At 45.4% G+C, this 21377-nt stretch carries 24 protein-coding genes; 2 read left to right on the top strand and 22 right to left on the bottom strand.

Annotation, left to right across the window (positions count from 1 at the left end; genetic code table 11):
• Positions 1–98: 98 nt before the first annotated feature.
• The 7 genes from D6855_RS00335 to D6855_RS00305 form a co-directional block, all read right to left on the bottom strand.
• Positions 99–1022, bottom strand: a complete 924-nt coding sequence (locus D6855_RS00335) for an ABC transporter permease (protein WP_120736875.1) — start codon at positions 1020–1022, stop codon at positions 99–101.
• Between the two features lie 16 nt (positions 1023–1038).
• Positions 1039–2535 (bottom strand): sugar ABC transporter ATP-binding protein, encoded by a 1497-nt coding sequence (locus tag D6855_RS00330; RefSeq protein WP_120736873.1) that lies wholly within the window; start codon positions 2533–2535, stop codon positions 1039–1041.
• A 12-nt stretch (positions 2536–2547) separates the two neighbouring features.
• On the bottom strand, positions 2548–3495 hold the full coding sequence (locus tag D6855_RS00325) for an ABC transporter permease (RefSeq protein ID WP_120736871.1): 948 nt from the start codon (positions 3493–3495) through the stop codon (positions 2548–2550).
• Positions 3496–3585: 90 nt separating this feature from the next.
• Positions 3586–4752 carry a sugar ABC transporter substrate-binding protein gene (locus tag D6855_RS00320; protein ID WP_199712385.1) on the bottom strand — a complete coding sequence of 389 codons (1167 nt, stop codon included), beginning with the start codon at positions 4750–4752 and terminating at the stop codon, positions 3586–3588.
• A gap of 83 nt (positions 4753–4835) precedes the next feature.
• Positions 4836–5303 (bottom strand): hypothetical protein, encoded by a 468-nt coding sequence (locus tag D6855_RS00315; protein ID WP_120736869.1) that lies wholly within the window; start codon positions 5301–5303, stop codon positions 4836–4838.
• A gap of 150 nt (positions 5304–5453) precedes the next feature.
• Positions 5454–7043 (bottom strand): response regulator transcription factor, encoded by a 1590-nt coding sequence (locus D6855_RS00310; RefSeq protein WP_120736867.1) that lies wholly within the window; start codon positions 7041–7043, stop codon positions 5454–5456.
• Positions 7012–8835 carry a cache domain-containing sensor histidine kinase gene (locus D6855_RS00305; RefSeq protein ID WP_120736865.1) on the bottom strand — a complete coding sequence of 608 codons (1824 nt, stop codon included), beginning with the start codon at positions 8833–8835 and terminating at the stop codon, positions 7012–7014. Before D6855_RS00305 ends, D6855_RS00310 begins: the two co-directional genes overlap by 32 nt.
• Positions 8836–8952: 117 nt before the next feature.
• Between D6855_RS00305 and D6855_RS00300 the strand changes: the two genes are divergently transcribed.
• Positions 8953–9459 carry a QueT transporter family protein gene (locus D6855_RS00300; RefSeq protein WP_120736862.1) on the top strand — a complete coding sequence of 169 codons (507 nt, stop codon included), beginning with the start codon at positions 8953–8955 and terminating at the stop codon, positions 9457–9459.
• 36 nt (positions 9460–9495) lie between these two features.
• Here the strand turns inward: D6855_RS00300 and D6855_RS00295 are convergent, their stop codons facing one another.
• The 10 genes from D6855_RS00295 to D6855_RS00250 all read right to left on the bottom strand — a co-directional run bounded on the left by D6855_RS00295 (position 9496) and on the right by D6855_RS00250 (position 17169).
• On the bottom strand, positions 9496–10851 hold the full coding sequence (locus D6855_RS00295) for a GGDEF domain-containing protein (protein ID WP_120736861.1): 1356 nt from the start codon (positions 10849–10851) through the stop codon (positions 9496–9498).
• Positions 10852–10927: 76 nt separating this feature from the next.
• A complete protein-coding gene (locus D6855_RS00290; RefSeq protein WP_120736858.1) occupies positions 10928–11491 on the bottom strand; it encodes a DUF6179 domain-containing protein in 564 nt (187 codons plus the stop codon).
• Positions 11481–11963, bottom strand: a complete 483-nt coding sequence (locus D6855_RS00285) for a DUF6323 family protein (protein WP_120736856.1) — start codon at positions 11961–11963, stop codon at positions 11481–11483. Before D6855_RS00285 ends, D6855_RS00290 begins: the two co-directional genes overlap by 11 nt.
• Before the next feature lie 147 nt (positions 11964–12110).
• Positions 12111–12860 (bottom strand): N-acetyltransferase, encoded by a 750-nt coding sequence (locus D6855_RS00280; RefSeq protein WP_120736854.1) that lies wholly within the window; start codon positions 12858–12860, stop codon positions 12111–12113.
• A gap of 17 nt (positions 12861–12877) precedes the next feature.
• Positions 12878–13561, bottom strand: a complete 684-nt coding sequence (locus tag D6855_RS00275; RefSeq protein WP_120736852.1) for a flavodoxin family protein — start codon at positions 13559–13561, stop codon at positions 12878–12880.
• Between the two features lie 104 nt (positions 13562–13665).
• Positions 13666–14085 (bottom strand): VOC family protein, encoded by a 420-nt coding sequence (locus tag D6855_RS00270; protein WP_120736850.1) that lies wholly within the window; start codon positions 14083–14085, stop codon positions 13666–13668.
• Between the two features lie 18 nt (positions 14086–14103).
• Positions 14104–14598, bottom strand: a complete 495-nt coding sequence (locus tag D6855_RS00265) for a cysteine hydrolase family protein (protein ID WP_120736848.1) — start codon at positions 14596–14598, stop codon at positions 14104–14106.
• Entirely contained in the window at positions 14558–15517 is a 960-nt protein-coding gene (locus D6855_RS00260; RefSeq protein ID WP_120736846.1) for a helix-turn-helix transcriptional regulator, read from the bottom strand. Before D6855_RS00260 ends, D6855_RS00265 begins: the two co-directional genes overlap by 41 nt.
• A 135-nt stretch (positions 15518–15652) precedes the next feature.
• Positions 15653–16279: a methylated-DNA--[protein]-cysteine S-methyltransferase gene (locus D6855_RS00255; RefSeq protein WP_120736844.1), complete on the bottom strand. Its 627-nt coding sequence runs from the start codon at positions 16277–16279 to the stop codon at positions 15653–15655.
• 17 nt (positions 16280–16296) lie between these two features.
• The gene (locus D6855_RS00250; RefSeq protein WP_120736842.1) at positions 16297–17169 is read right to left on the bottom strand and encodes a LysR family transcriptional regulator; all 873 of its coding nucleotides are present in this window, start codon (positions 17167–17169) and stop codon (positions 16297–16299) included.
• A gap of 117 nt (positions 17170–17286) precedes the next feature.
• Here D6855_RS00250 and D6855_RS00245 point away from each other — a divergent pair, with 117 nt between their 5' ends.
• On the top strand, positions 17287–17808 hold the full coding sequence (locus D6855_RS00245; RefSeq protein ID WP_120736840.1) for a DinB family protein: 522 nt from the start codon (positions 17287–17289) through the stop codon (positions 17806–17808).
• A gap of 92 nt (positions 17809–17900) precedes the next feature.
• Here the strand turns inward: D6855_RS00245 and D6855_RS00240 are convergent, their stop codons facing one another.
• From D6855_RS00240 to D6855_RS00220, 5 genes are all read right to left on the bottom strand, one after another.
• Positions 17901–18662, bottom strand: coding sequence for a GNAT family N-acetyltransferase (locus tag D6855_RS00240; protein ID WP_158589428.1), 762 nt, complete (start codon positions 18660–18662; stop codon positions 17901–17903).
• Between the two features lie 88 nt (positions 18663–18750).
• Positions 18751–19224 carry a DUF2798 domain-containing protein gene (locus tag D6855_RS00235; protein WP_120736833.1) on the bottom strand — a complete coding sequence of 158 codons (474 nt, stop codon included), beginning with the start codon at positions 19222–19224 and terminating at the stop codon, positions 18751–18753.
• Positions 19225–19386: 162 nt separating this feature from the next.
• The gene (locus D6855_RS00230; protein WP_120736829.1) at positions 19387–20058 is read right to left on the bottom strand and encodes a DUF5680 domain-containing protein; all 672 of its coding nucleotides are present in this window, start codon (positions 20056–20058) and stop codon (positions 19387–19389) included.
• A gap of 48 nt (positions 20059–20106) precedes the next feature.
• Positions 20107–20697, bottom strand: coding sequence for a GNAT family N-acetyltransferase (locus tag D6855_RS00225; protein WP_120736827.1), 591 nt, complete (start codon positions 20695–20697; stop codon positions 20107–20109).
• Positions 20698–20731: 34 nt separating this feature from the next.
• Positions 20732–21226 carry an AAA family ATPase gene (locus D6855_RS00220; protein WP_120736825.1) on the bottom strand — a complete coding sequence of 165 codons (495 nt, stop codon included), beginning with the start codon at positions 21224–21226 and terminating at the stop codon, positions 20732–20734.
• Positions 21227–21377: the final 151 nt, after the last annotated feature.

The raw sequence follows: 21377 nt of genomic DNA, 5'->3' as shown, positions 1-21377 counted from the left end.
TTATCACAGTAAAGCAATAAAATCAAGAAAAAAAGAGGCCGGGAGGACCTCTTTTTCACCTGGCCCTCTGCTTCCACCCAGAGGGCCCCAAAGCGGGTTTATTTTACGATCATACCTGTCTCCCTGTCCGCAAACACAGCAACCATCACAAGGAATACGATACCCATGATGAGCTGCTGGGTCTTTGGCTCTATTCCCAGCATTACAAGTCCTGCTGTGAGGATCTTATAAGTAAGTGCTCCAAGTACGATATTAAAGAACTTAACCTTGGCTCCGCCATTTACAGGCATTCCGCCAAGAACCAGTGCGATCATGATCTGTGTCTCGAGCTGATTGCCAGCTGTTGAAGTAACTGATCCAACCTTGATACTGTTGATGAAGGCTGCAAGACCAGTTATCATGCCTGCTGCCATATAGACCAGCATCTTGGTCTTCTCAACTCTTACTCCCGCAAACCTTGCTGCAGTCTCGCCGGCGCCTATCGCTTTAAGTCTGTTTCCAAGGCCGGTGTACTGAAATACCACAAAGGCAACCACCAGGATTATCAGTGTGAATGTCAGGTTAAAGCCCATGGTGTTGTAGTTGGTGATATTGGAAACGCCGTAAACAGGGCTTTTTGTGGTAGCGTAGGCAACCATTCCACGAAGCAGATACATGTTACAGATAGTAACGATAAAGGATGTGATCTTGCGCTTAACATTAAAGAATCCGTTTACTATTCCAATAAGACCGCCTGTCAGCACTCCGCAGATGATGGCAAGAAGCATGTTGTAGTTAGATAAAAAGCAGATAACTACAGAGCACACACCAAGCATGGATCCCTGTGAAAAGTCCAGGCCTCCCATGGTCATTACCATGAACACGCCAACACAGGCTATCAGCAAAACGTAGGACTGTGACAACAGAAGCTTTAAGTTTCCTGCGGTAAAGAGCTGTCCCCCGGTCAGCACTGCAAACAAAACTACAATAAAGATGAATCCCGCGAAGGGCATAATGTTTCTAGCTATTATCGTTTTTTTCATTTCTCCCTAAGCCCCCTTATACCATCTTCGCAATGAGGTCTGTGTCCTTCAGACCTTCTGATCTTGCAAACTCGCCGCTTAGCTTACCATCCTTCATGATGAGGATCCTGTCAGCCATACCAAGAAGCTCAGAGATCTCTTCTGAGATCATTATTATGGACTTACCGCTTTTTCTCATCTCGTCCATCATATGATAGATGTCAGCCTTAACCTTGACGTCGATACCACGGGTAGGTGAATCAAGGATGATGATGTCTGAATTCTTGCCGACCCACCTTGCCAGTACAACCTTTTGCTTGTTACCACCAGACAGCGCCGACATAAACTGGTGCACTCCCTGCATCTTGGTGGACATCTGCATAGCGTACTTTTCGGCGAAGGCCTTCTCGTCCCTGGCATGGAGGACATGATTTCTCTTTATATCTTCCAGAGACGGAAGGCAGATGTTGTCCTGAATTGTATCGTTGATGACAAGGGACTCATTGTCTCTGTCCTTGGATGCATAAGCAATGCTGTGGTCAATGGCTGTCTTGATGTCGTTTATCTTTGTGCCATCCGCAAGGGTTACGCTGCCCTTTCTGTCATAGGAAGCGCCGAAAAGAGCTTTTCCCACCTCGTGCATACCGCACTCCGAAAGTCCGCCGATACCGATGATCTCTCCCTTGTGAAGCTCAATTGAAAAGTCCTCGATCTCTCCCGGGACAGTTAAGTTCTCGCCCCTAAGAACAACCTCATCTGACACCTGCTCGCCGTAGTCTGATCTGTAGTAGCTTCTTGTGATCTCTCGGCCAACCATAAGCTTTTTAAGATCGTCTGTTGTAACCTCGCTGCTCTTTACTGTGTCAACCAAAACGCCGTCTCGAAGGACGCTGATGTTGTCTGACTGCTCAAGAACTTCATCAAGGTCATGGGATATGAAAATGACACATCTTCCATCCTCTTTGGTATCCTTCATTACCTTGAACAGCTCTTTTCTGCCCTTCTCACCAAGGGCTGTGGTGGTCTCGTCAACCACCAGGACCTGGGGCTTAAAGTGTGTTGCCTTTACGATCTCAATGAGCTTTCTGTCCTCGAAGTTATATTTATCAATGATGTCTGTTGCCTTGATGTAGTTAAAGCCGTAGGAATCAAGAAGCTCCTGGGCTTTTTTGTTCATTGCCTTGGTGTTCTTAACATGGAACTTGGTGAACTCATCCTCTTTTCCAAGAAAGATATTCTCAGCGACTGTAAGGCCTGACAGAGTTCCAATCTCCTGAACGATGATGGCTACGCCCTGATAGTTGCCATCAACCTGATCGTGGGCATTTATCTCTTTTCCCAAAAGCGTAAAGGTTCCGGAGTCCTTGTGGTAGATTCCTGTAAGGCATGATGTAAATGTGGATTTGCCTGATCCGTTTTCGCCAATAAGCGCATGCACTTCGCCCTTAAAGAAGTCGAGAGTGACACGATCTATGGCATGTGTGACACCGAAGTTCTTGTCGATCTCTTCGGCATGAAGTAATACTTCGCTCATGTCTTCTCCTCCTTATTTAACAACTGCGCCCTTAACTGGCTTGATGGTAAGTGTGACGATTGCAAGAAGAACGATACCGGTTACGATGTTCTGCACTGTAGTTGGTGCGCCAAGGGCAACGAATCCCTGGAACAGGAGCTGGATGATGAACTCTCCAACAACTATGGCGATGACCGGATGTCCGTACTTCTTAAACGCAAGGCCAAAGAAAGTTCCCATAAGAGGCGGGAAGTTTCTTGCCATGGAAGCAAGGTTTGATGCACTTGTCATGGATGTTCCGTAGGAAATTGTAAGGATTGCCTCAACACCTACAAAGAAGCCGCACAGCACAAATGCTACAACCTTGTATTTATCTACATTAACGCCCATGTTCTTGGCCACCACTTCGTTTGAGCCAATGGCATAGGTGTATGTTCCGATCTTGGTGTATTTAAGGATGAATGCACACAGTAAGAATGCCAAAAGAGCCAGCACCAGGTTTCCGGGATAGTCGCCAAAGGCGCGGTACTCTGGAGCCAGGATAGCCTCTTTTCCATTGGTGGCAAAGATTGAAAGAGCCTCATAAACCAGGGAAAGTCCCGCGGTTACGATGAGGGATGAGATCCTAAGTTTAATATATACAAGTCCGTTAAGCAGTCCCACCAAAACGCCACTGATCATGGGCGCTATGAGGAGCCCTGCATATCCGAAACGTTCGCTCATATTTACAGCAAGCACCGATGAGAGCACGATGTTTGCGCCTACACTCATATCAAATGGTCCCATTACGCAGATGAAGTAGAGGCCGCAGCCGCCCACTGCATAATAGAGAGCTGTCTTAAGATAAGTCTGTAATTTGTCGAAATCCCCGAAGGTCTGTGGAGCCAGTGCTTTGAATATGGCCCAGAATAAAAAAGCTATCAGCGCAAGGAGCACTAATCCGTACCAGTGGCTCTGCCTGAATTTTTGAAGTTTACTCATAAACTCCTCCCAAAAACAAGATTATATGCCGTACTCCCTGGATGGCAGGGAATACGGCAAAAACTCTTTTCCCTTATAAGCTGTTTGTTATCACTTGCTGTGACGAGAGATAACGTCGTCGATTGAAAGATTTGATGCTGCCTTGTTGAGCTCGTCGAAGCTGTAGCCAGCCATTGTTGCAAGCTCTTCGTCTGTGTAAGGATCGTCGTTTACGAAATACTTCTCGTAGTTAGCGTAGTCATCAGGAGATGATACGTACAGATATGGGAAGAGAATCTCGTAACCGAAGGAACCTTCCTCTTTTGCATAGTTGCCCTTAACTGCGTTGAGAACAAGGTAGAAAGCAAAGAGAGGATCACAGAAGTGTCCGCCTGACTCAGCAAACATTCCGCCTGACTTAAGCTGATCCGCAAGGTCATCAAGGAAGTCTGTAGATACAACGTCGATCTTGCCTGTGAGGCCTTCATTTGCATAAGCACCGATTGAACCAACAAGTGGATCTCCACCGCCGCCTGCTACAATGAGAGCGTCCATTCCAGGATTTGAGTTGTACAGTGACATAGCTGCTGCAGCGCCTTCTTCTGAAGATGTGTTAGCATAAACAGGCTCTGTGATAGTTGCTGGATCGTCTGGATGTGCAGCGTTCCACTCGTCGATTGCCTGAAGGTAGCCCTTCCATCTGAGCTGGAATGTAGCATCACCAACTGTCCAAGCCTCAAGGCCGATTGTTCTGTCGCCGTTCTCAAGAAGAAGATTAACAAGTGTATATCCGTTTGTTACCTCATCTTCGTGAACCGCACCAATATAGTACTTGGAGTTGCAAGCTGTCTTGTAAACCTCAGGACTGTTCTCCTGTGAAATGATACGGAAGAACTGAGCGATATAAACGCCGTGCTCTGTACATGTATTGATCGCTGATGTCATCTCGGAATCAGCTGAATTACAGATGATGATACCCTGGCATCCAGCTGCGCAAAGCTGCTCAACTGATGCTGTAACCTGCTCTGAAACGTGAGCCTGGTCAACGTACTGAACTTCTACGCCGTTGGCCTTAGCTGCCTTGTCAACGATCTTCTTACACTGGCTTCCAAGAACGTCTGTGGAACTCCAGATTGATACGCCAATCTTGATCTTATCAGGTGTCCCCTTTGAACCTGATGAAGCTGATCCTGCTGCCTGTCCGCAGCCTGTGATCAGTGCTGCTGACATAACCCCAGCTAGTAGCAGCGCACCAATTCTCTTAATACTCTTTTTCATAGATTTGTAACCCTCCTTCTTAGTTAAAAGAAAAATTATGATGATCGCGCAGGGCCATCCCCGACGCGAATTTGTAACCTCACTTACTTAAGTCCCTTTACCACGTAGGTCCTGCTCTTCTGCTCTCCAAAGTTGACGCCTGCAGCCCCCGCTGCGCTGCTGTCATAGGACACTGACACGATGACCTGGTCCCCGTTTTTAAGTCCTGCATTCTTGTCGATGTCAAAAGAGATTGAGGACACCACGTTAATGTATTTGGAAAGGACTGAGAGATCACTTATCTCGTCAAGCTCCTTGATCTTTTCCTTGCCGCCAACCATCTCAGTCTCAAGACCGTTGTAGTCGACATTAACATAAGCTGTACCCTCTCCGTCATTGCCGCTAAAATCGACGGTTACATAATCGAGGATATTGGTTATGCCATCCTCTGTGTCTATCTGTTGCTGCTTAGTAGCTCCGCACCCTGTGGTAAAAAGTATCAGGGCGATCACCGCCACAAAAGCCAGGGCAGTAAAAAATGATGCATAAATGTTTCTATGTGGAATCAACACCGATCACTCCTCCGCAAAAAGAAATAAGCTCCGAAGCAGGCCCCCTAAATCTTTTCCTGTCTTCGAAGCTTATTCTATCAATTTGGTTTATGGAACTATTAGCACGAATTTTAAAAACTGATTATCACTTTTTTGACTAGTTTGTAAAAATCATGCAAGGATATTTTTTCGGTACTCGCTGGGGCTCGTGCCCTCAAAGCGCCTGAATACGCGGCTAAAATAGTTATAGTCATCGTAGCCCACTTCAAAAGAGATGACCTCAAGCTTATTCTCTTCATCAGCCATCAGCTCTTTTGCCTTGTCCATCCTGCACCTTGTTATGTAGGAAGTAATGGTCTCACCAAACTTCTGGGAGAACTTTCTTGAAAGATAACTTGGCTCAACGAAGAACTGCTCCGCAAGGCCAGCAAGGGATAGGTGCTCCATGTAGTGCTCGCCGATGTACTGCTGGATGTTCTCAACCTGACTGTTAATGGAGGCGTTCTCCTTGGTGTCCCCGCCTGTTGCGATCTCAAGGGCAAGGTCGATGTTGTCTATTATGGTCTGCTTATCGAGGGAGCGGAGGCCGTAGTTTAGGGCATCCTGGACTTCCTCGTAGGTCCTTGCATCGTTCCCATCACCTATGGCTGCCAGGTTGTTGATGACCTTTGAAGTAAACTGGGTCACTTCAAAGAGGCTCCAGCCTGCAGTGTCGCACTTTGAAAGTCCTGCCTTATCCATGATGATACTGCGGGCACGCTTGATGTCCCCAGCAGTAAAGCTGTCAATGACCTGGGTCTCGATCCTGTCATTAAAGCGCACAGTAACCTTAGAGTATCCCTTATCATTGGAGCAGGTGATGACGCTGTGTTTGCAGTCAAAAGGTCTTGTCACAAGGTCTGCGATCATCTCCCTGTAAACTGTTGCGATGTCGTCAAGAGAGCTTGCCTGATCGTGGATAACGATTGTTACCGGGCCCTGCTTTTCCAGAGGAAATGCGGTGAGGATCCTGTCTGCGATAAGACGCAGCCTTCCTGGTGTGGCGTTAAGCTCTATGATGAATTCGTTGACCTTGTCCGTATAGTTAAAGACAATGGACTTCTCAACGTCGATAAGTTCCCTTAGGCGCTCCTTCATGCTGTAGGACATTCGAAGGACATCCTTGTTGTAGCTCTGCTTTAAGACCTCCACATCGTGGAACTTAACAAGGATTGTGGACATCTCGGAAAAGACCTTCGTGCTTGGGACATGGGATTCCTGCCCGGGTCTGAAGAGCTTGCCATTTAAGAGCGATGAGAATTCATCGTCCTCTAAAAAGGAGGAGACATAGTTCTCCCTGAGCTTACTGTCCAGCATGGCAGCCTTTTCTTTTTCCCTCTCCTCTAAGGTCTTTAAGGCCTTACTAAGTGAATCCACCAGCTGCTCGCGGCCAACGGGCTTAAGCAGATAGTCGATACCTCCTGCCATGAACACGCCCTTTACCTTTTGGAAATCATCGTAGCCGCTGACTGCCATGGTGATGATGTCAGGGTAGTCCTCATGGATCTTGTCTATGAGCTCAAGGCCGCTTAAAAACGGCATGTTGATATCTGTTATGACGATGTCTGGCTGTTCCTTGGGGATCCTCTCAAGGACCTCTTCTCCGTCACAGGCAGGCTCAAGAAAATCAATGGAATAGTCTTCCCAGGACAGCATTCTCTTTATGTTTTCACGGCTCCACAACTCGTCGTCAGCTGACAAAACCTTGTACTTCGCCCCCATCTTTTACCTCCTGTTTTACTATGGGCAGCCTTATGACTGCCTTGGTCCCCTCGTCAATACTACTTTCGTAATGTATTCCATAGCCGCTTCCGTAAACGCTCTTTACTCTGGCGTTTACGTTCATAACCCCGATGCTGCGGCCCATCTCTATTCTTCCAATGTCAGCTTTTTCAAGCTGCTCGTTCATTGCTGCGGCGTCCATTCCTGCGCCGTTGTCTTCTATGGTGATGACAAGCTCCCCGCCTTCATGTTTTGCGGTTATTGTCAGCTCTTTATCCTTCCTCCTGGTGTTGCGAAGGCCATGCTGCAGCGCATTCTCAACGATTGGTTGGAGGGTGATACGTGGAATGTTGTCATCCAAAGTGTCTGAATCGATCTGATAGTTGTACTTAACTGTGTTGCCATTTCGAACGTCCATAACATAGAGGAAGTTGCGGACGTGGGCCATCTCCTGCTGGAGCGTTGACTGGGTGTCTGAAATATCCAGGCTGTACCTGAAGATTGCAGACAGGGACTGGCAAAGGCCGCTTACCAGGTTGCAGTTCTGGGATGCTGCGATTCCGCTCATGGTGTCCAGTGTGTTGAACAGGAAATGCGGATTGATCTGGGCCTGCAGAACCTTGTACTGAGTCCTCTCCATCAGTACCTTGGCCTCGTACTCCTCCTGAACCATCTGCCCGATCTGATCCAGCATCTCGTTGAACTCATCGCCCATGACCTTCAGCTCCTGACTCCAGCCATCGGTCTTGGCACGAAGCTCCGTGTCTCCGTTCTTGATCTTGATGATGGTGTTGCTGAGCTCTTCCACAGGCCTGTAGATGAATCCTGAAAAGATTATTCCCACAAGGAGCGTCACCAGGATGATAAATACTGCGATAACGGCAAGAGTTCTGGCCAGGGCGCTCTGAGTGTGCATCATCAGCGATTGGGGAGTGAGCATGATGATGTGAAGGTTGTAATCTGAAAAGGGTCTGCTGTTTAAGTAAAAAGAGCCTGATTCGTCCCGCAGCTGTGGGAACTCCTCTGAAGATGTGGCAACGAGCTTTGTAAGCTGGGAAAAGAGCTTACTCTCCTCCTTGGTTGTATTGCCAACCTGGGCGATTGGGGCATCCCCCTGGGGCTGAAGCCATACATACACGTCTCTTGATGAGATGTACTTACTCATGATCTCTGAAATATTGAAGGTAGAGAAATCACAGACCATGTAGCCAAACTGGGACCTGTCATCTCCGTAGGTGTGGAGCTTAAGGACAAGTCTCATTACATCCTGGTCTGCCACCTCATTATGGTAGCCAGACAGAAGTACTGCGTAGTCATCTGATTCGAGGTAACTCTGAAGGTGAGATGCATTCACGTACTGGTCTGTTTCGTACAGGTCATGGGGATAATTATAGGGTTGTTTTCTGTGAGAACTTACAAGATGATCATTCTTGTCGTAGATGTACATGGCAAGGAGCTGATCCGATGAATCAAAGCGGCGCTCCGACATGTGCCATGCTGTAAAGTAGTAATCAAGGAGTCTTTCTCTATTCTTGTCAGAATGACGCATGGCATAAACCAGGTCCTCTTCGTTGTAGATGGCCTGCATTTTGACAATGTTGCTGTGAATATAGGAATTGATCTCAGACTCAATCCTCTCCAGGGTCTCGTCGTTATTTAGCAGCGACTCCCGCCTTATCTGCTGCCTTGAGATCACTTCAAAAACCACCGTCTGCGTGACGATGGCAAATAGCGTACAACCGATAACCAGCCCGAGAACGGCCTGGCGCATAGTCCACTTTCCTTTATTCATACCCAATTCCCCAATCAGATATACTCTTACCTTCGGAAAAATGATATCATAATGGGACAGAATGGTAATAGCATATTTTTGCTCAATTCAGTAGCACAAATTAGACTGGAGATTTTTATGAGAAACAAAAACGTAGTATTTATAACACACGCTGCTGCCATAGCAGCTCTTTACGTAGTCCTGACCCTTGTGGCAAATGCCATGGGCCTTGCAAACTACGCAGTACAGGTAAGATTTTCCGAGGCGCTGACAATACTTCCATACTTCACACCTGCTGCCATCCCCGGACTCTTTGTGGGATGTATCTTAAGTAATCTTCTGACAGGATGTATGACCCTTGATGTTATCTTTGGGTCTTTGGCCACTCTTATCGGAGCAGTTGGCACCTACATCATCGGCGGAAAGGTTAAAAAGCCTCTTGCTAAGTGGCTGTGCCCGATTCCACCCATCGTGGCAAACATGATCATCGTACCTCAGCTTCTTATGAGGGTTTATCAGATACCTGGATCACTACTGTTCTTTACTGCAACCGTGGGACTTGGAGAGATCATTTCCTGCTATATCCTTGGAATCCTTCTTTTGATCGCCCTTGAACCCATCAGCAGTTCTCTGTTTAAAATGTAATCAAAAAAACCAGGAGCTTTTAGGCACCTGGTTTTTTTATCTCTTTTTTCTTCTGTCCTCATGGGTCTTGTAGAATTCCCGCTTATCAGCATACATGGCATCGTCAGCCCTGTTAAATACCTCTGAATAGGTTCTGTCCATCTTGGGGTCATAGGTTGCACAGCCAAGGGATACGCCTATATCCAGGTCAGGGTTGTGCGTTATCGGGGCTTCTTTGTTCTTTCTTGCTACTATTTCCCGAAGAGTTGCTATCCTGTCTGAAAGATCCGCTTCTTCTAAGATGGCCACAAACTCATCACCGCCAACGCGGTATATCCTGCCTCCAGCAAAAGCCACCTTGATATCTCCCGCTATGGATTCTATCAGTCTGTCTCCAGTATCATGGCCATAGTCATCGTTAATGACCTTTAGCTGATTGATATCAAATACTACAACTGAAAAGATGTAGTTAGCATCCTCAGCGATCTTCTTTTCCAGAATCTGCAGATATTCTATATAGGAATTTCTGTTGTTTAGCCCTGTAAGAGCATCAACATAAGCGTTGGATCGGATGTTCTCTATCTGCCTTGAAAGACGCATCTGCATGACACCGATCTTTTCTCCAAGGACCTCCATGGCATCACTCATGTTGACGTTTTTATCCGTTTTTGTTATCTGGGAGTCTTCTCTGGTATCAACTCCCGGAAGCGCCTCATTGATCAGAGTGTCTATACCATTTGACAGCTCATTCATCTTATCTGTAAGCTTCAGGAAGTATTTTTTATACTGGGTCGCGATGAGGATGGCGATCAGAATACTAAAAGCAAAGGCAGTTGCCACAAATGCACCAACAATAAGTGACATAAGTCTTATCTTATTCTGGTACCAGTCCACACTGAAATCCGCAGCCACAATTCCAGCCACTTCGCCCTTTGAGTCAAACACAGGGGAATAGGAACTGTAAAAAGAGCCCCAACTGTCATGATACGGGTCGTCGTCAACATCAGCCTGTCCCTTACTGGCGTTATACAGCGCATCTGTATATACGATAGGAGTGCCAAATTCACCGGGATCCTCAACCGTTGGATCCACACTGAATACAAACTCTCTTTCTCCAACCTGCTTAATACAGTATATGTATTCCAGTTCGATGTTGTCCTGAAAGTACGTCAGAGTCTGCATAACTCTCTTATACTCAGGGGAATCATAATCATCCTTGTTGAGCGCTTCAAGGTCATCTCCATTTAACATTGCCGCAGCAGTGTTGGAAACATCAAGCATACGCCCATCGATCAGCGTTCTCATGGCATTAGCTGAGATCCGGGTCAGGCTGTAGCCAAAGATCAGGTTAAATAATGCGATTCCTATGCAGATGATTACGGTATATTTAGTTGCCTGGTCAAGTTTCTTCATTCACAAAACCCAAATACTTATAATCGAATTAACGTTTATATATTCAAATTTTATCATAACTTAGACCGGCAAATTCTTAAGAAAGTATAATATCTGACAGGTTAAAAAACTGATCCTTATAGTCGGGAGTGTAGGATTTAAGCACTTCTTCCACATATCCCGGCGCAAAGGAAGATAGAAAATGCTGCTCGGCAGCAATCTTATCAACGTATTCTTCGATGGCGTCGATTCCTGTTTTATCCTGGATCGGCACCACTGTGGGATAATCCATGGTTATTATTGTGTCCTGAGGCGAAAACCGGGGATTGTAGAGCTTAAAAAACCCCGGAATAGCCTTAAGAACTGTGTCATTTAAGTTGCGATTTCCGTAGGAAGAAAAGTTAGATATCAGGGCTTTGTATTTCTCTTTTGTGCGCTCAAGCTTGCTTAGCACTTCCTGATAGCCAGCTTCGTAGAGGGTTCTGGCATCTGGTTTTTCTGTGACCAGTCCTCCAAGGGTCTCGGCCTCATGAACGCAGTAAAGTACCGCCTCCATCAGGTGCTGGGCCGCCTCGTAGGTAACTGAGGTGCTCTCGCCCTTTGTATACATATCTGTAAGTTCTGCAACTATTGGTATCAGCTCTTCCGGCTCAAAATTCATCGCTATCCTCCAGGTTAAGTTTATCTCTTTTATATCTGTCAGCCCAGTTTTCTCCAGCTCTTACCCTTCTTGCAAAATCCTCAAGGGCCGTTCCTTCAAGGTATTCAAGGTCTCCCCCTGACTCCTCTTCGAAAGCTCTTTTCATCATGGCAAGAAGCTCGTCGTCCGTGACCATATCCATTGACTCGTTCTTGTACAGGTAAAAGATATCCTGGAGCCTTGAAAGTGTCTCCTGATAATCATCCTGATCGATAAATGTGGAGTCGCAGAAAGTGCGGATAAGCTTTGGCATTATGCCCTCACCAAACTCCACACGGCGCTCGCTCTGCAATGTATCCCTGCGGGCTACGGCAAGAGCTGCAGCGTCCGCTTCTGTGAGAGTAAGGCCATGCTCCCTGCTGTCGTCGTTGGTCTTTAGGATCTGGTTTATCTGATACTGGTCGGTTAATTTCTGAAGGTAATTGTTGTCCATAGCTCTTTTCCCCTTGTAATTTCGAATTTAACGAGCTCTTAGTTTTCAGCGTAAAATCTATTACTGCCCACTATATTATTTACCACAAAACAAAACAAAGCGGCTCCAGATACACTCATTTGAGACCGCTTTGCACTGATTTTCGTATTATATGGATTCGCTGAGCTTAAGGAACTTCTTGTCGTTCATCTGCTCATTGGTTATGTACTCTCCGTCATGGAATAATGCATAGGTTGTTATTGGTGTGGGAGCGCTCTGAGCCGCCTCCCTGGTGTCGATCTTAACTGCCTTAAATGGTATTTTGTTGGCTTTGGCAGTCTCTTCAAGGACAGGAACATACTTGGCGTTGAAAGGGCACTGGTTGGTGTAGTACAAAACAAATCCCATTTCATCTATATGCGGGTGCTTCGCACACTCCTTAAACGCCGGCGCCTTAGCGTTTTTGTCAAAAGGCAGGTACCACAACTGGATTCCGTTGTCAGCTTCATCAGCAACTTCAAATCCCTTGAAGGCAAGGAACTTAGGGTCCGACAGGAATGGCTTCTTCTTAGCAGCTGCCAGAACGCACAGTCCCTTCTTCCCCTTCTCCTTGCTGTCTCTAATGCATTCGGAGAGGAGCTCGCTGGAGTATCCATGACCCTTCATGGATCCTGACACCCACAGGCAGTCGATGTACATGTACCCTTCCGCGTCTATGGGATTCCATGCATACTCCGCAGGAATGTACTCGATGAAGCACTTACCTCTCTCTGCACTCTTTAAGAACACCAGCCCTTCCTCCAGTCTGTCAGATAGCCACGCCTTCTTGGACGCCACCTGCACATCCTTGTTGTTTGATATGGCGCAGCAGATGTGCTCCTTTTCCAGGTTGTCTTTTGTTAGCTTTATATATTCCATGATAAGTCCTTTCTTTTTTATGCTTCACCATTTACCCCTTTGATGTAGTCCTCCTTGGGGATCATTGGTGTTTCTAGTCTTGCGATTGTCTCGGGGGAAAGCTTTAGCTCTTTTCCATACTCCTCTCCGGCCTTTCTAAATTCATCAAGAAGGGTATCGGCAACAGGGGCCGCTTCAGGGATGTTCAAAAGAGGTGCCTCCGGAACGCACACCATATCCGGTCCATGAAAGCACTGATCGCACATGATTCTCAATGCGTCGAAGTTACCCTCCCAGTTTGGGAACCCGCATCCACTGATGACAATGGTGTGTATCTTTGAAAAGTCCACCAGTGGCATGTGGTGAACACTGCCATCTGCTTCCTCCACCATTCTCATCTGCACCAGCGGAATAGTCCTGTCCAGGACCGCCTTAAGGTGCGAAGGCATTGAATAGCAATATAACGGAAAGCTCCAAATGACTATGTCTGCGCCTACGTACATATCAAGAATTTCATTCTGGTCATCCTCTATAATGCAGTGTCCATCACCCTTTTGCCAGCAACCAAAACAGCCTCTACAGGGAACAATCTTCTTGTCGATGACATTTACAATGTTTACTTCATGGTTACCGCTCCTATTAAGTCCTTCGAGAAACGCTTTTGTCATGCGGATCGTATCGCTCTTTTCCTTGGGGCTTCCGTTAAGCACTAATATTTTCATGGTGTCAAATCTCCTTCCGTATTCGATATTTCTTTTCCCTGAATCCAAATTGTATGCCTTCGGGAAAAGAGCTTCCACCTACGGAAAGTAGAGTTCAGAGATCTTCATTCCTCTGAGATGTCTTTTGCCTCGTAGGGCTTGTTCCAGGAACCGATCTCGACAAGGTTGCCTTCAGGATCTGCGATATAGCAGGTCCTCTGGCCCCAGGGCTCAAGCTCAGGCTCAAGAACTGGTGTCGCGCCGCCGGCTACGGCCTTCTTAAATGCCGCGTCAACTTCATCGAAGGTATCCACATAAAGAGCGATCTCAAAGTGTCCATTAAGGCCTTTTAAATACTCGTACTTGCGGCTTGTCATCTTCTCAAAATCTTGTCTTCCATACAGAAGGAAAAGAGTCCCATCCTTCACCAGGTACACGTTTGTAGTATCTTCTGCTTCCTTGATCTCAAAGCCAAGCACGTCCCTGTAAAAGCGGACCATCTTCCCCATGTCTTCAACAAGTAATCCAAAACCATCTAATCTCATAATCCTGTCCTCCATATGTTATGCATTTATATAATCATTAAGCTCTTTTACTTCACAGCCCTTAGCTGCGTAGTAGGCGTACATCTCATCAAGCTTTTTAAGATCATAGCTTGTTACACAGTCAGATATTACGTGGACTGTGTAGCCTGCCTTGGTCATGTTAAAGCAGGTAGATTTTACACAGCCAGTGGCATCCGCCCCTGTGATGTAGAACTCTCTGATGCCGTTGTCTTCTATGAATTTCGCAAAGCCCTCGCTTGTGAGGGAATTGGACTTGGATTTTTCAAAGACATTATCTGAAACCTTCTTAAGCTCAGGGGCAAGTTCTGCCCCCTTTGTCCCGGGCTTAAAGGTTCTGGTTCCTGGGGACAGGTTGTAGTGCCTGATGTAGACCACGTGCATGTCCTTACTCACTGCCCAGTCCACTGCCTGATTGAGCTTATCAATGATCGTTCTGTAGTTTTTTGTTATGTCATTTTGAATGTCGATTACTACCAGTGCTTTGTTTTCCATGTTTTTTCTCCGTCTTTCTATATTTAGCCTCAATGTCACTGGTGATCTTAAGTATCTTTTCCCTGACAGACTCCGGCTCAAGAACCGTCACTTTATCCCTGCAGGACAGGATCCACGCTATCAGTCCCTCGTCATCCGGATAATCAATTTCGAAGAGCAGGGTTCCATCCTTCTGCTCGGTAAAAGAGCTAACGCCGTACTCCTCAACAAGCTGCCACTTCATGGAGGGGTCAAAGACCGCCTTGACTCTTCCACTTGGTGGAAAAACCTTGTCATTGGAAAGGTCTGGCATAGGGATCTCGCTCTTTCTCTCAAAGCCCTTTCCATGCCTTATTCCATCCATCCTGTTTAGCTTAAAGAGCCTAAAATCCTTACGCAGCAGGCAGTATCCGTAGATGTACCAGCTGGACCACTTAAAGATAAGGTAGTAGGGCTCGATCTCTCTTTTGCTGTCTCCGCCTGGAGAATAGTAGTCGAATCTGATCCGCTTCTGGAGCTCAATGGCATCCTGGATAAGGGCAATCTTTGGTGCCAGCGTGTCCCGATACCAGGAGGATAAATCGATGAGGATCGAATCTCTTCCGCTAATGAACTCCGAGGACCCTGCCTGGATCTTTTCCATGAGCTGTCCGTAGTATCCGCTTCCGCTGACACTATCAAGGCTTCGAAGGCCTGCCAGTATCATCTGCATGTCTCTGGAGGTCAAAAGAGTCTTATCCATCCGGTAGCCATCCATGATGCTGATACCGCCTCCAACACCCTGGGTTGTCTGGATAGGTATTCCCGCCTGGCACAGAGTTTCGATATCCCTGTTGATGGTTCGCCTTGACACCTCAAAGTGCTCAGCCAGCTCTGGAGCTGTGGTTATCTCTTTTTGCAAAAGAATTGAAAGTATTCCGATCAGTCTGTCAATCTTCATTTGATCACCTTCTGTATGTATCTTACGACGGTAAACATGTCATCAGTATGTCATGTTTAGATTATACATTATTTTTTGTTGAAAGGCATTTAAAAAGAGGCGGGAAATTCCCGCCCCTGGAATTAAGTCTTGCCTCTAGAATTTTATTCTGTATTTCTCCAGCTTCACCTTGCCTTCAACGATCTCAACGCCTTCGCTCTTCAGTATTTCTGCCTGCTTCCAGGCTCCGCCAAAGGCATATTCGCCGGCAAGCTCTCCCTTGGAATTCACAACCCGGTGGCAGGGAATCGTAGTTGGGTCAGGGTTCTTGTGAAGTGCATTGCCAACAGCCCTTGCCATCTTCCTGTCGCCAGCCATTTCTGCAACATCTGCGTATGTAGCAACCTGACCTTTGGGGATCTTTTTAACTGCCTCATAGATCCTTCTTGTTGGAGAGTCAGTAACAAGGTCATAGCTCTCAGCGATCATCCTCTTTACCACATCATCAGGAATTGAACCGTCCAGCACTATGGTATTCCAGTGCTCCTTGTTCTGATGATATGCAGGAAGTACTGCGTCATATGTCTTTCTCCAAAGGTCACGCCACTCTGTATCAACCTTTACATTAAGGTTGATATAGCCATCTTTTTCATAGGTCCACAAAAAAGCCTTCTTAGACTTTTTTACCCTGACAAGCTGCCAGTTGGGGTCATGAAATGGCGCCTCCTGGTATGTGTCTGGAAATGACAGCCCGTAGCTTAGGGCTTCTTGCCGTGTTTTCATATTTTGACAATCCTTTTTTACATGATCAGGTCCATAAAGCCCTTGATCGCACTGTTTACTCTTTTATCTTTGTGTATAAAGAGCTGTGAATAGATTGGAAATTTCTCGCCAGTCCAGTTGAGCTTCACAAGACTCTTTTCCTCAATCTCTCTTTTCGCTGCCATATCTGGCATGAATGCCACTCCCAAACCGTTTGCCGCAAACTGTTTTAAAACCTCCTTGGCGCTGGTCTCAATGGCAATCTTGGATGTAACCCCCTTCTGCTCAAGATCCTTAAGGAGCATATGCTTGAAGCTGCAATTATGCCCCGTCAGCAAAAGAACTTCATCCTGCAGCGCCTGTTCATCCACCTTTTTCTTTTTGACTAGTGGATGTGAAGGCGATACATAGAATCCCAATGTCTCTTCTTTTTTATACAATAGATTCAGGCTGTCATCCTCTATCAGGGGATTTAACGTGTAGACAAAGTCCAGTTCTCCCTTCCTTAGCTGGTCGGGAAATGTATCGTGCATCACGAACTGGATCCTTAAGTCCACCTTGGGATATTTCTCTTTGTATTTTATCAAAAGAGCCGGCAGCCTGTCATAGCAAAGCGACTCGGAAACACCAAGCTTAATAACACCTGATGGGTCTGAATTCCCCGGAACTTCCATGAACACTTCCCTCTCCAGCTGGAGCATTTTGCCGGAATAAAGAAGAAGACGATTCCCCTCCGGAGTCATCACTATTGTCTTGCCAAGGCGCTCAAAGAGCAAACACCCCAGTTCCTCCTCAAGCTGCTTGATCTGGGTAGTTACTGTAGACTGGGCATAACCAAGGGAATTGGCGGCCATTGTAAAATTCCTGGTCTCTGCTATCTTTTGGAATGTTTCAAGCTGCGTAATTGTCATTTATCAATTTCCTCTATCATTAACATTATTTATTTCAATTTTTCCGATAGCTCTTTTGCTGATATTATACGAGATAAGAAAAGCAAAAACAACCCGGAAAACAGGAGGATATGAAAAATGAACGAATTAGTTAAGATCATCAAAGAAACAGTAAAACCTAACTTCATCAACATCAGAACTTCACTTCTGACCTATGACAGAAACGCCATCTGCTGCGGAGCTCCCTGCTGGCGATGGGCATATCACGCACTGCACTCAGCCGACAAGTGGTTTATCAACCCTTACGATTATGATGAACCGGATTTCCATGAAGATGGTATGGATAATCCTGATAATCCAACAAATGTGGTACTGTGCGACAAGATGCTGCTGGAATATCTGGATAAAGTAGAAAAGAAGACACTGGACTATCTGGACAGCCTTACTGACGAAATGCTCTATGAAAAGCCTAAGGATTGCCCATATACAAGGATGGAACTTGTTCTTCGTCAGTACAGACATCTATCCTTCCACACCGGAATGCTAAACGCCCAGACAGCCCTTGCCACAGGTAAGTTCCCAGTATGGGTTTCCGAAGAAAGTCAGGTGGTCGACGACGGAATACTATTTGGAAGATACAGGAAAAAGCATATTGTATGATATTTAAGATCTCCAATCGTTATACAGGTCTATGAACCGGCTTTGCGATATCATTTGCTGTGGTATATATTTCTTGCTCATAAGCTCACTATCTACCCTTCATATTTGTACCACGGATGCGTTCCGGTTATTTCAAATCCAACGGAACAGGCAAGTCGCATGGATGCTTCATTTCTTGTATCACAGTCCCACACGGGGAGTTTTCCCCTTCGAAGAATTTCTTTTACCATTGCGTAAGCAACGATCTTGCCATATCCTTTTCCGCGGCACTCTTCTGCTGTTTCTACTCCGATATCCACATAATCCTTGGAGACTCCCGAGGAAAACGCGCAGGCTGCCATATGTCCGTCTTCGATCAGGCAGTATCCGAATCCCTTTTCTAAAAAAGTGCACTTATCCTCCCAGGAAAATGTAGGTATTATCTTTCCGCTCATCAGATCGTAGTTATCGGGGATTATTTCTTCCAGCTTTGATTCCATGGTGGGTGAGATGATATCTCTTTTCCCAGCGAAATCGAAGATATACCTATCATATTTAGAAACTCCCGGAGTCTTCAGTATCATTTCCTGCAACCGGGGATCGTTTTCTGCTTGCAGCGCCATGCGTCCAGAGTGACCCTCCGGCGGATTTAGCATCATTGTCATGGTTTCTTCAATGAATTTCTCATTATAATTCCCCAGGATATTGGCAAATCCGCAGTAGTGCCAGATTAGTGCGGCATTCGGAAAATCAGTATCATCAACATATATCTCGCCACTTTGAATCCCCTCTAATATTGAGAGCGGGTATACTTTTTCAACGCTGAACTGATCGGTCAAATGCCTGATCTTCTTGTAGTCTGTAAGTTTTTTCATGGTCATCCTCTCCTGTAATTATATATTAACGTAAAATAAAAAACAGACCAGCTCCGTATACGGATTTTGGTCTGTTTTTCGCCAATTCTTATTTCTGCTTTATTCTTTTCATAGCAAATCCGAAGACATTTCTTACCAGCGGTCCTGCGAAGAAGATCTGCCAGAAAAGAGCCATAGGAAAGTTCAACGCTGTCGTCTGAATCCATACAGCCACGAATTCACTGCCTGCATCCTTAAAAAGGATTGTCGCTGCCATGCTCATAAGCGGGCACATGAGGCACACAGACATTGATGAGATGGCAAGTATGATCATTATCATAGGGTCTTTTCCCGGAGTGACGAATCTGAAAGCCAGCTTCTGAGCCAGTTTTCCTACAAATAAAAGTTCAAGCGCCATGGCTATCGGCCACATGATAAGCATTTCCTTGAATGCTGCAAGGAAGATAAAGTTCTGCATTCCGCCAACATTCAGTGAAATGTTGTAGCATATCATGGCATAAACCATGACAAATGCCATAAAGGCAGTAAAAAACACATCCTGTAATTTGCTCTGTGGTAACATAGGGGTTCCTCTCTTTCTTAAATAGGGAAGACCTCCGTGTTGTTCGTTATCACCCGGCCAGGATGTGCGTTTCCAATAATACCTCGAAATCTTCATTTTTTATCAGCAATTGCAGATTATAGCAGATATTTTGTTTTCGTGTAAGTCTTTTTTTCCTTCTGACTACTTCATTATTCCCCCATGGAAATAGCATTCATAAACTCTGGTATTATTGCAATAAATCTCCTCGCATCCCTGAAACCAGGTGAAATCCCCAGTAACACTGCACTTATAAGTATATTCACCGGACTGAAAATACTCAGGTCCTCTGTAAGGCATATTCTTATCAGCTTTTCTAAGAGCTTCTTTTAAGAAATCTCCGCTGAACTGCTGATCCAGTACTCGTCCCAGATAATTCATGGCGTACTGAATCTTACCATCAAGCCATATTGCCTCTTCTCCGGCAAACTTCTCGCCGCCCACATATGTGTCATGATAGGTATACGGTCCGCTGCTGTATGTGAAATCATGGGAATCCAGCCTTGTTGCAGTGGTTTCATTCATATATGCAGCATATGTATTTACATTTGCTTCTAATCTAAAGTCAATCAGCTTGCTAATATCATTTTCTACATCCACTGCACAATTGACCATACATTCCTGATCGCGAACCAAATAATCAACTGTAACATTGAATAGATTACTGATCTGTATAAGATTGCTGATATCCGGATAAGCCTGGCCTGATTCCCATTTCGCAACTGCCTGTCTTGATACATCAAGCTTCTCAGCAAGTTCCTCCTGGGTTAATCCTTTATTTTTGCGGATTAACTGTAGTTTTTCTGAAAAGATCATATTCATCACCTCCAAGACTAGTGTACGATTCATCGCCGCAAAGATACATCAGTCATTGGTTGCTATTTTGCTACTTTTGTTATACATGAACTCCTGTTTTAAAATAGAGAATACTCTTCTCCCCTCAAAGTGGTCTTTTCGCCAGAAAAAATCACGAAATACCCCTTCACAAGTAAGCCCGCACTTCTCAATGACTCTTCGTGATGCTTCATTTTCAGTACGACAGTCAATCTCTACTCTATTGAAATTTATTTTTTCAAATCCATATGCAATGACAGCTCTTGTCATCTCTGTGGCATATCCCTTGCCTTGGAATGACGGTCCGATAACATACTCAATCTCACCATGCTGGTTATCGGTATCCACTTTAAAATACGCGATCTGCCCGATACATTCTTGTGATTCCTTTTCAATCACCGCCCATCGATAATAATCATCCCTTGAATAAGAAGCGATATACTTGGTATCAAATAATTCTCTTACAGCTTCAGGAGTTGAATAATATGGTTCACCATAATCCCATTGGGTCTTCTCATCCGCAATCCAATTTCGAAGCATAGAATCAATATCTGCGTAATCAAACCGGCGAAGAATCAAACGTTCAGTTTCAATTTTCTGTGTTCCTATATGTGTTACCATCTTTTTCACCTCTATAAACCGGAATTTGTTGATATCAAAGCGTCAGTATTTCACTCACGATTTCACAAATGTTCTTATTGACTGTATCCACTTTTATGGTGTCAAGTATTTGATACATGTTGATTCTTGCAACACTTCTGTCGATTACATCGTTACTGCGGATCCCCCTGGCGATGTCAGCAGAGAGTCTTTTACGCAAATTGGTTTCATCGATCATAAGCGAAATCTTTATGACTCTCGCATCTCCTGTGTTCAGACTATTGATTATTTCGTCAATAATGGATTGTTCATGCATTACCCAGCAGAAAATAATATTTTTATAGGCCGTACAGTGGAGAAAACTATTCAGCAAGAAGCAGATGTTGCGCATGACCATGGCTTTTGTTTCTTCTGTTACCTGAAACGGATCGGCATCCCAACACCAATCGCCGTCAAGAAAAACACTGTTCGGCAACTCCTTTTTCAGCTGCTGACTTACCGTCGTTTTACCGACGCCCATTGTACCGCCGATCAGATATATTGTCTTCATATCTGTTCCTCACAAATCTCGATTTGCTTAACCATTTATATTCCAAGATAACTTACTACTGTTATATTCAGGCATAAATCCCCCTTATTCTCCTCGTAAGTCAAAATCGACAGGTATCAACCGCTTACATTATATATCCATTCCGTTTCAC

It is taken from the genome of Butyrivibrio sp. CB08, assembly GCF_003625485.1.
Classification (GTDB): domain Bacteria; phylum Bacillota; class Clostridia; order Lachnospirales; family Lachnospiraceae; genus Butyrivibrio.
This window is presented reverse-complemented; position numbering and strand designations above follow the sequence as displayed.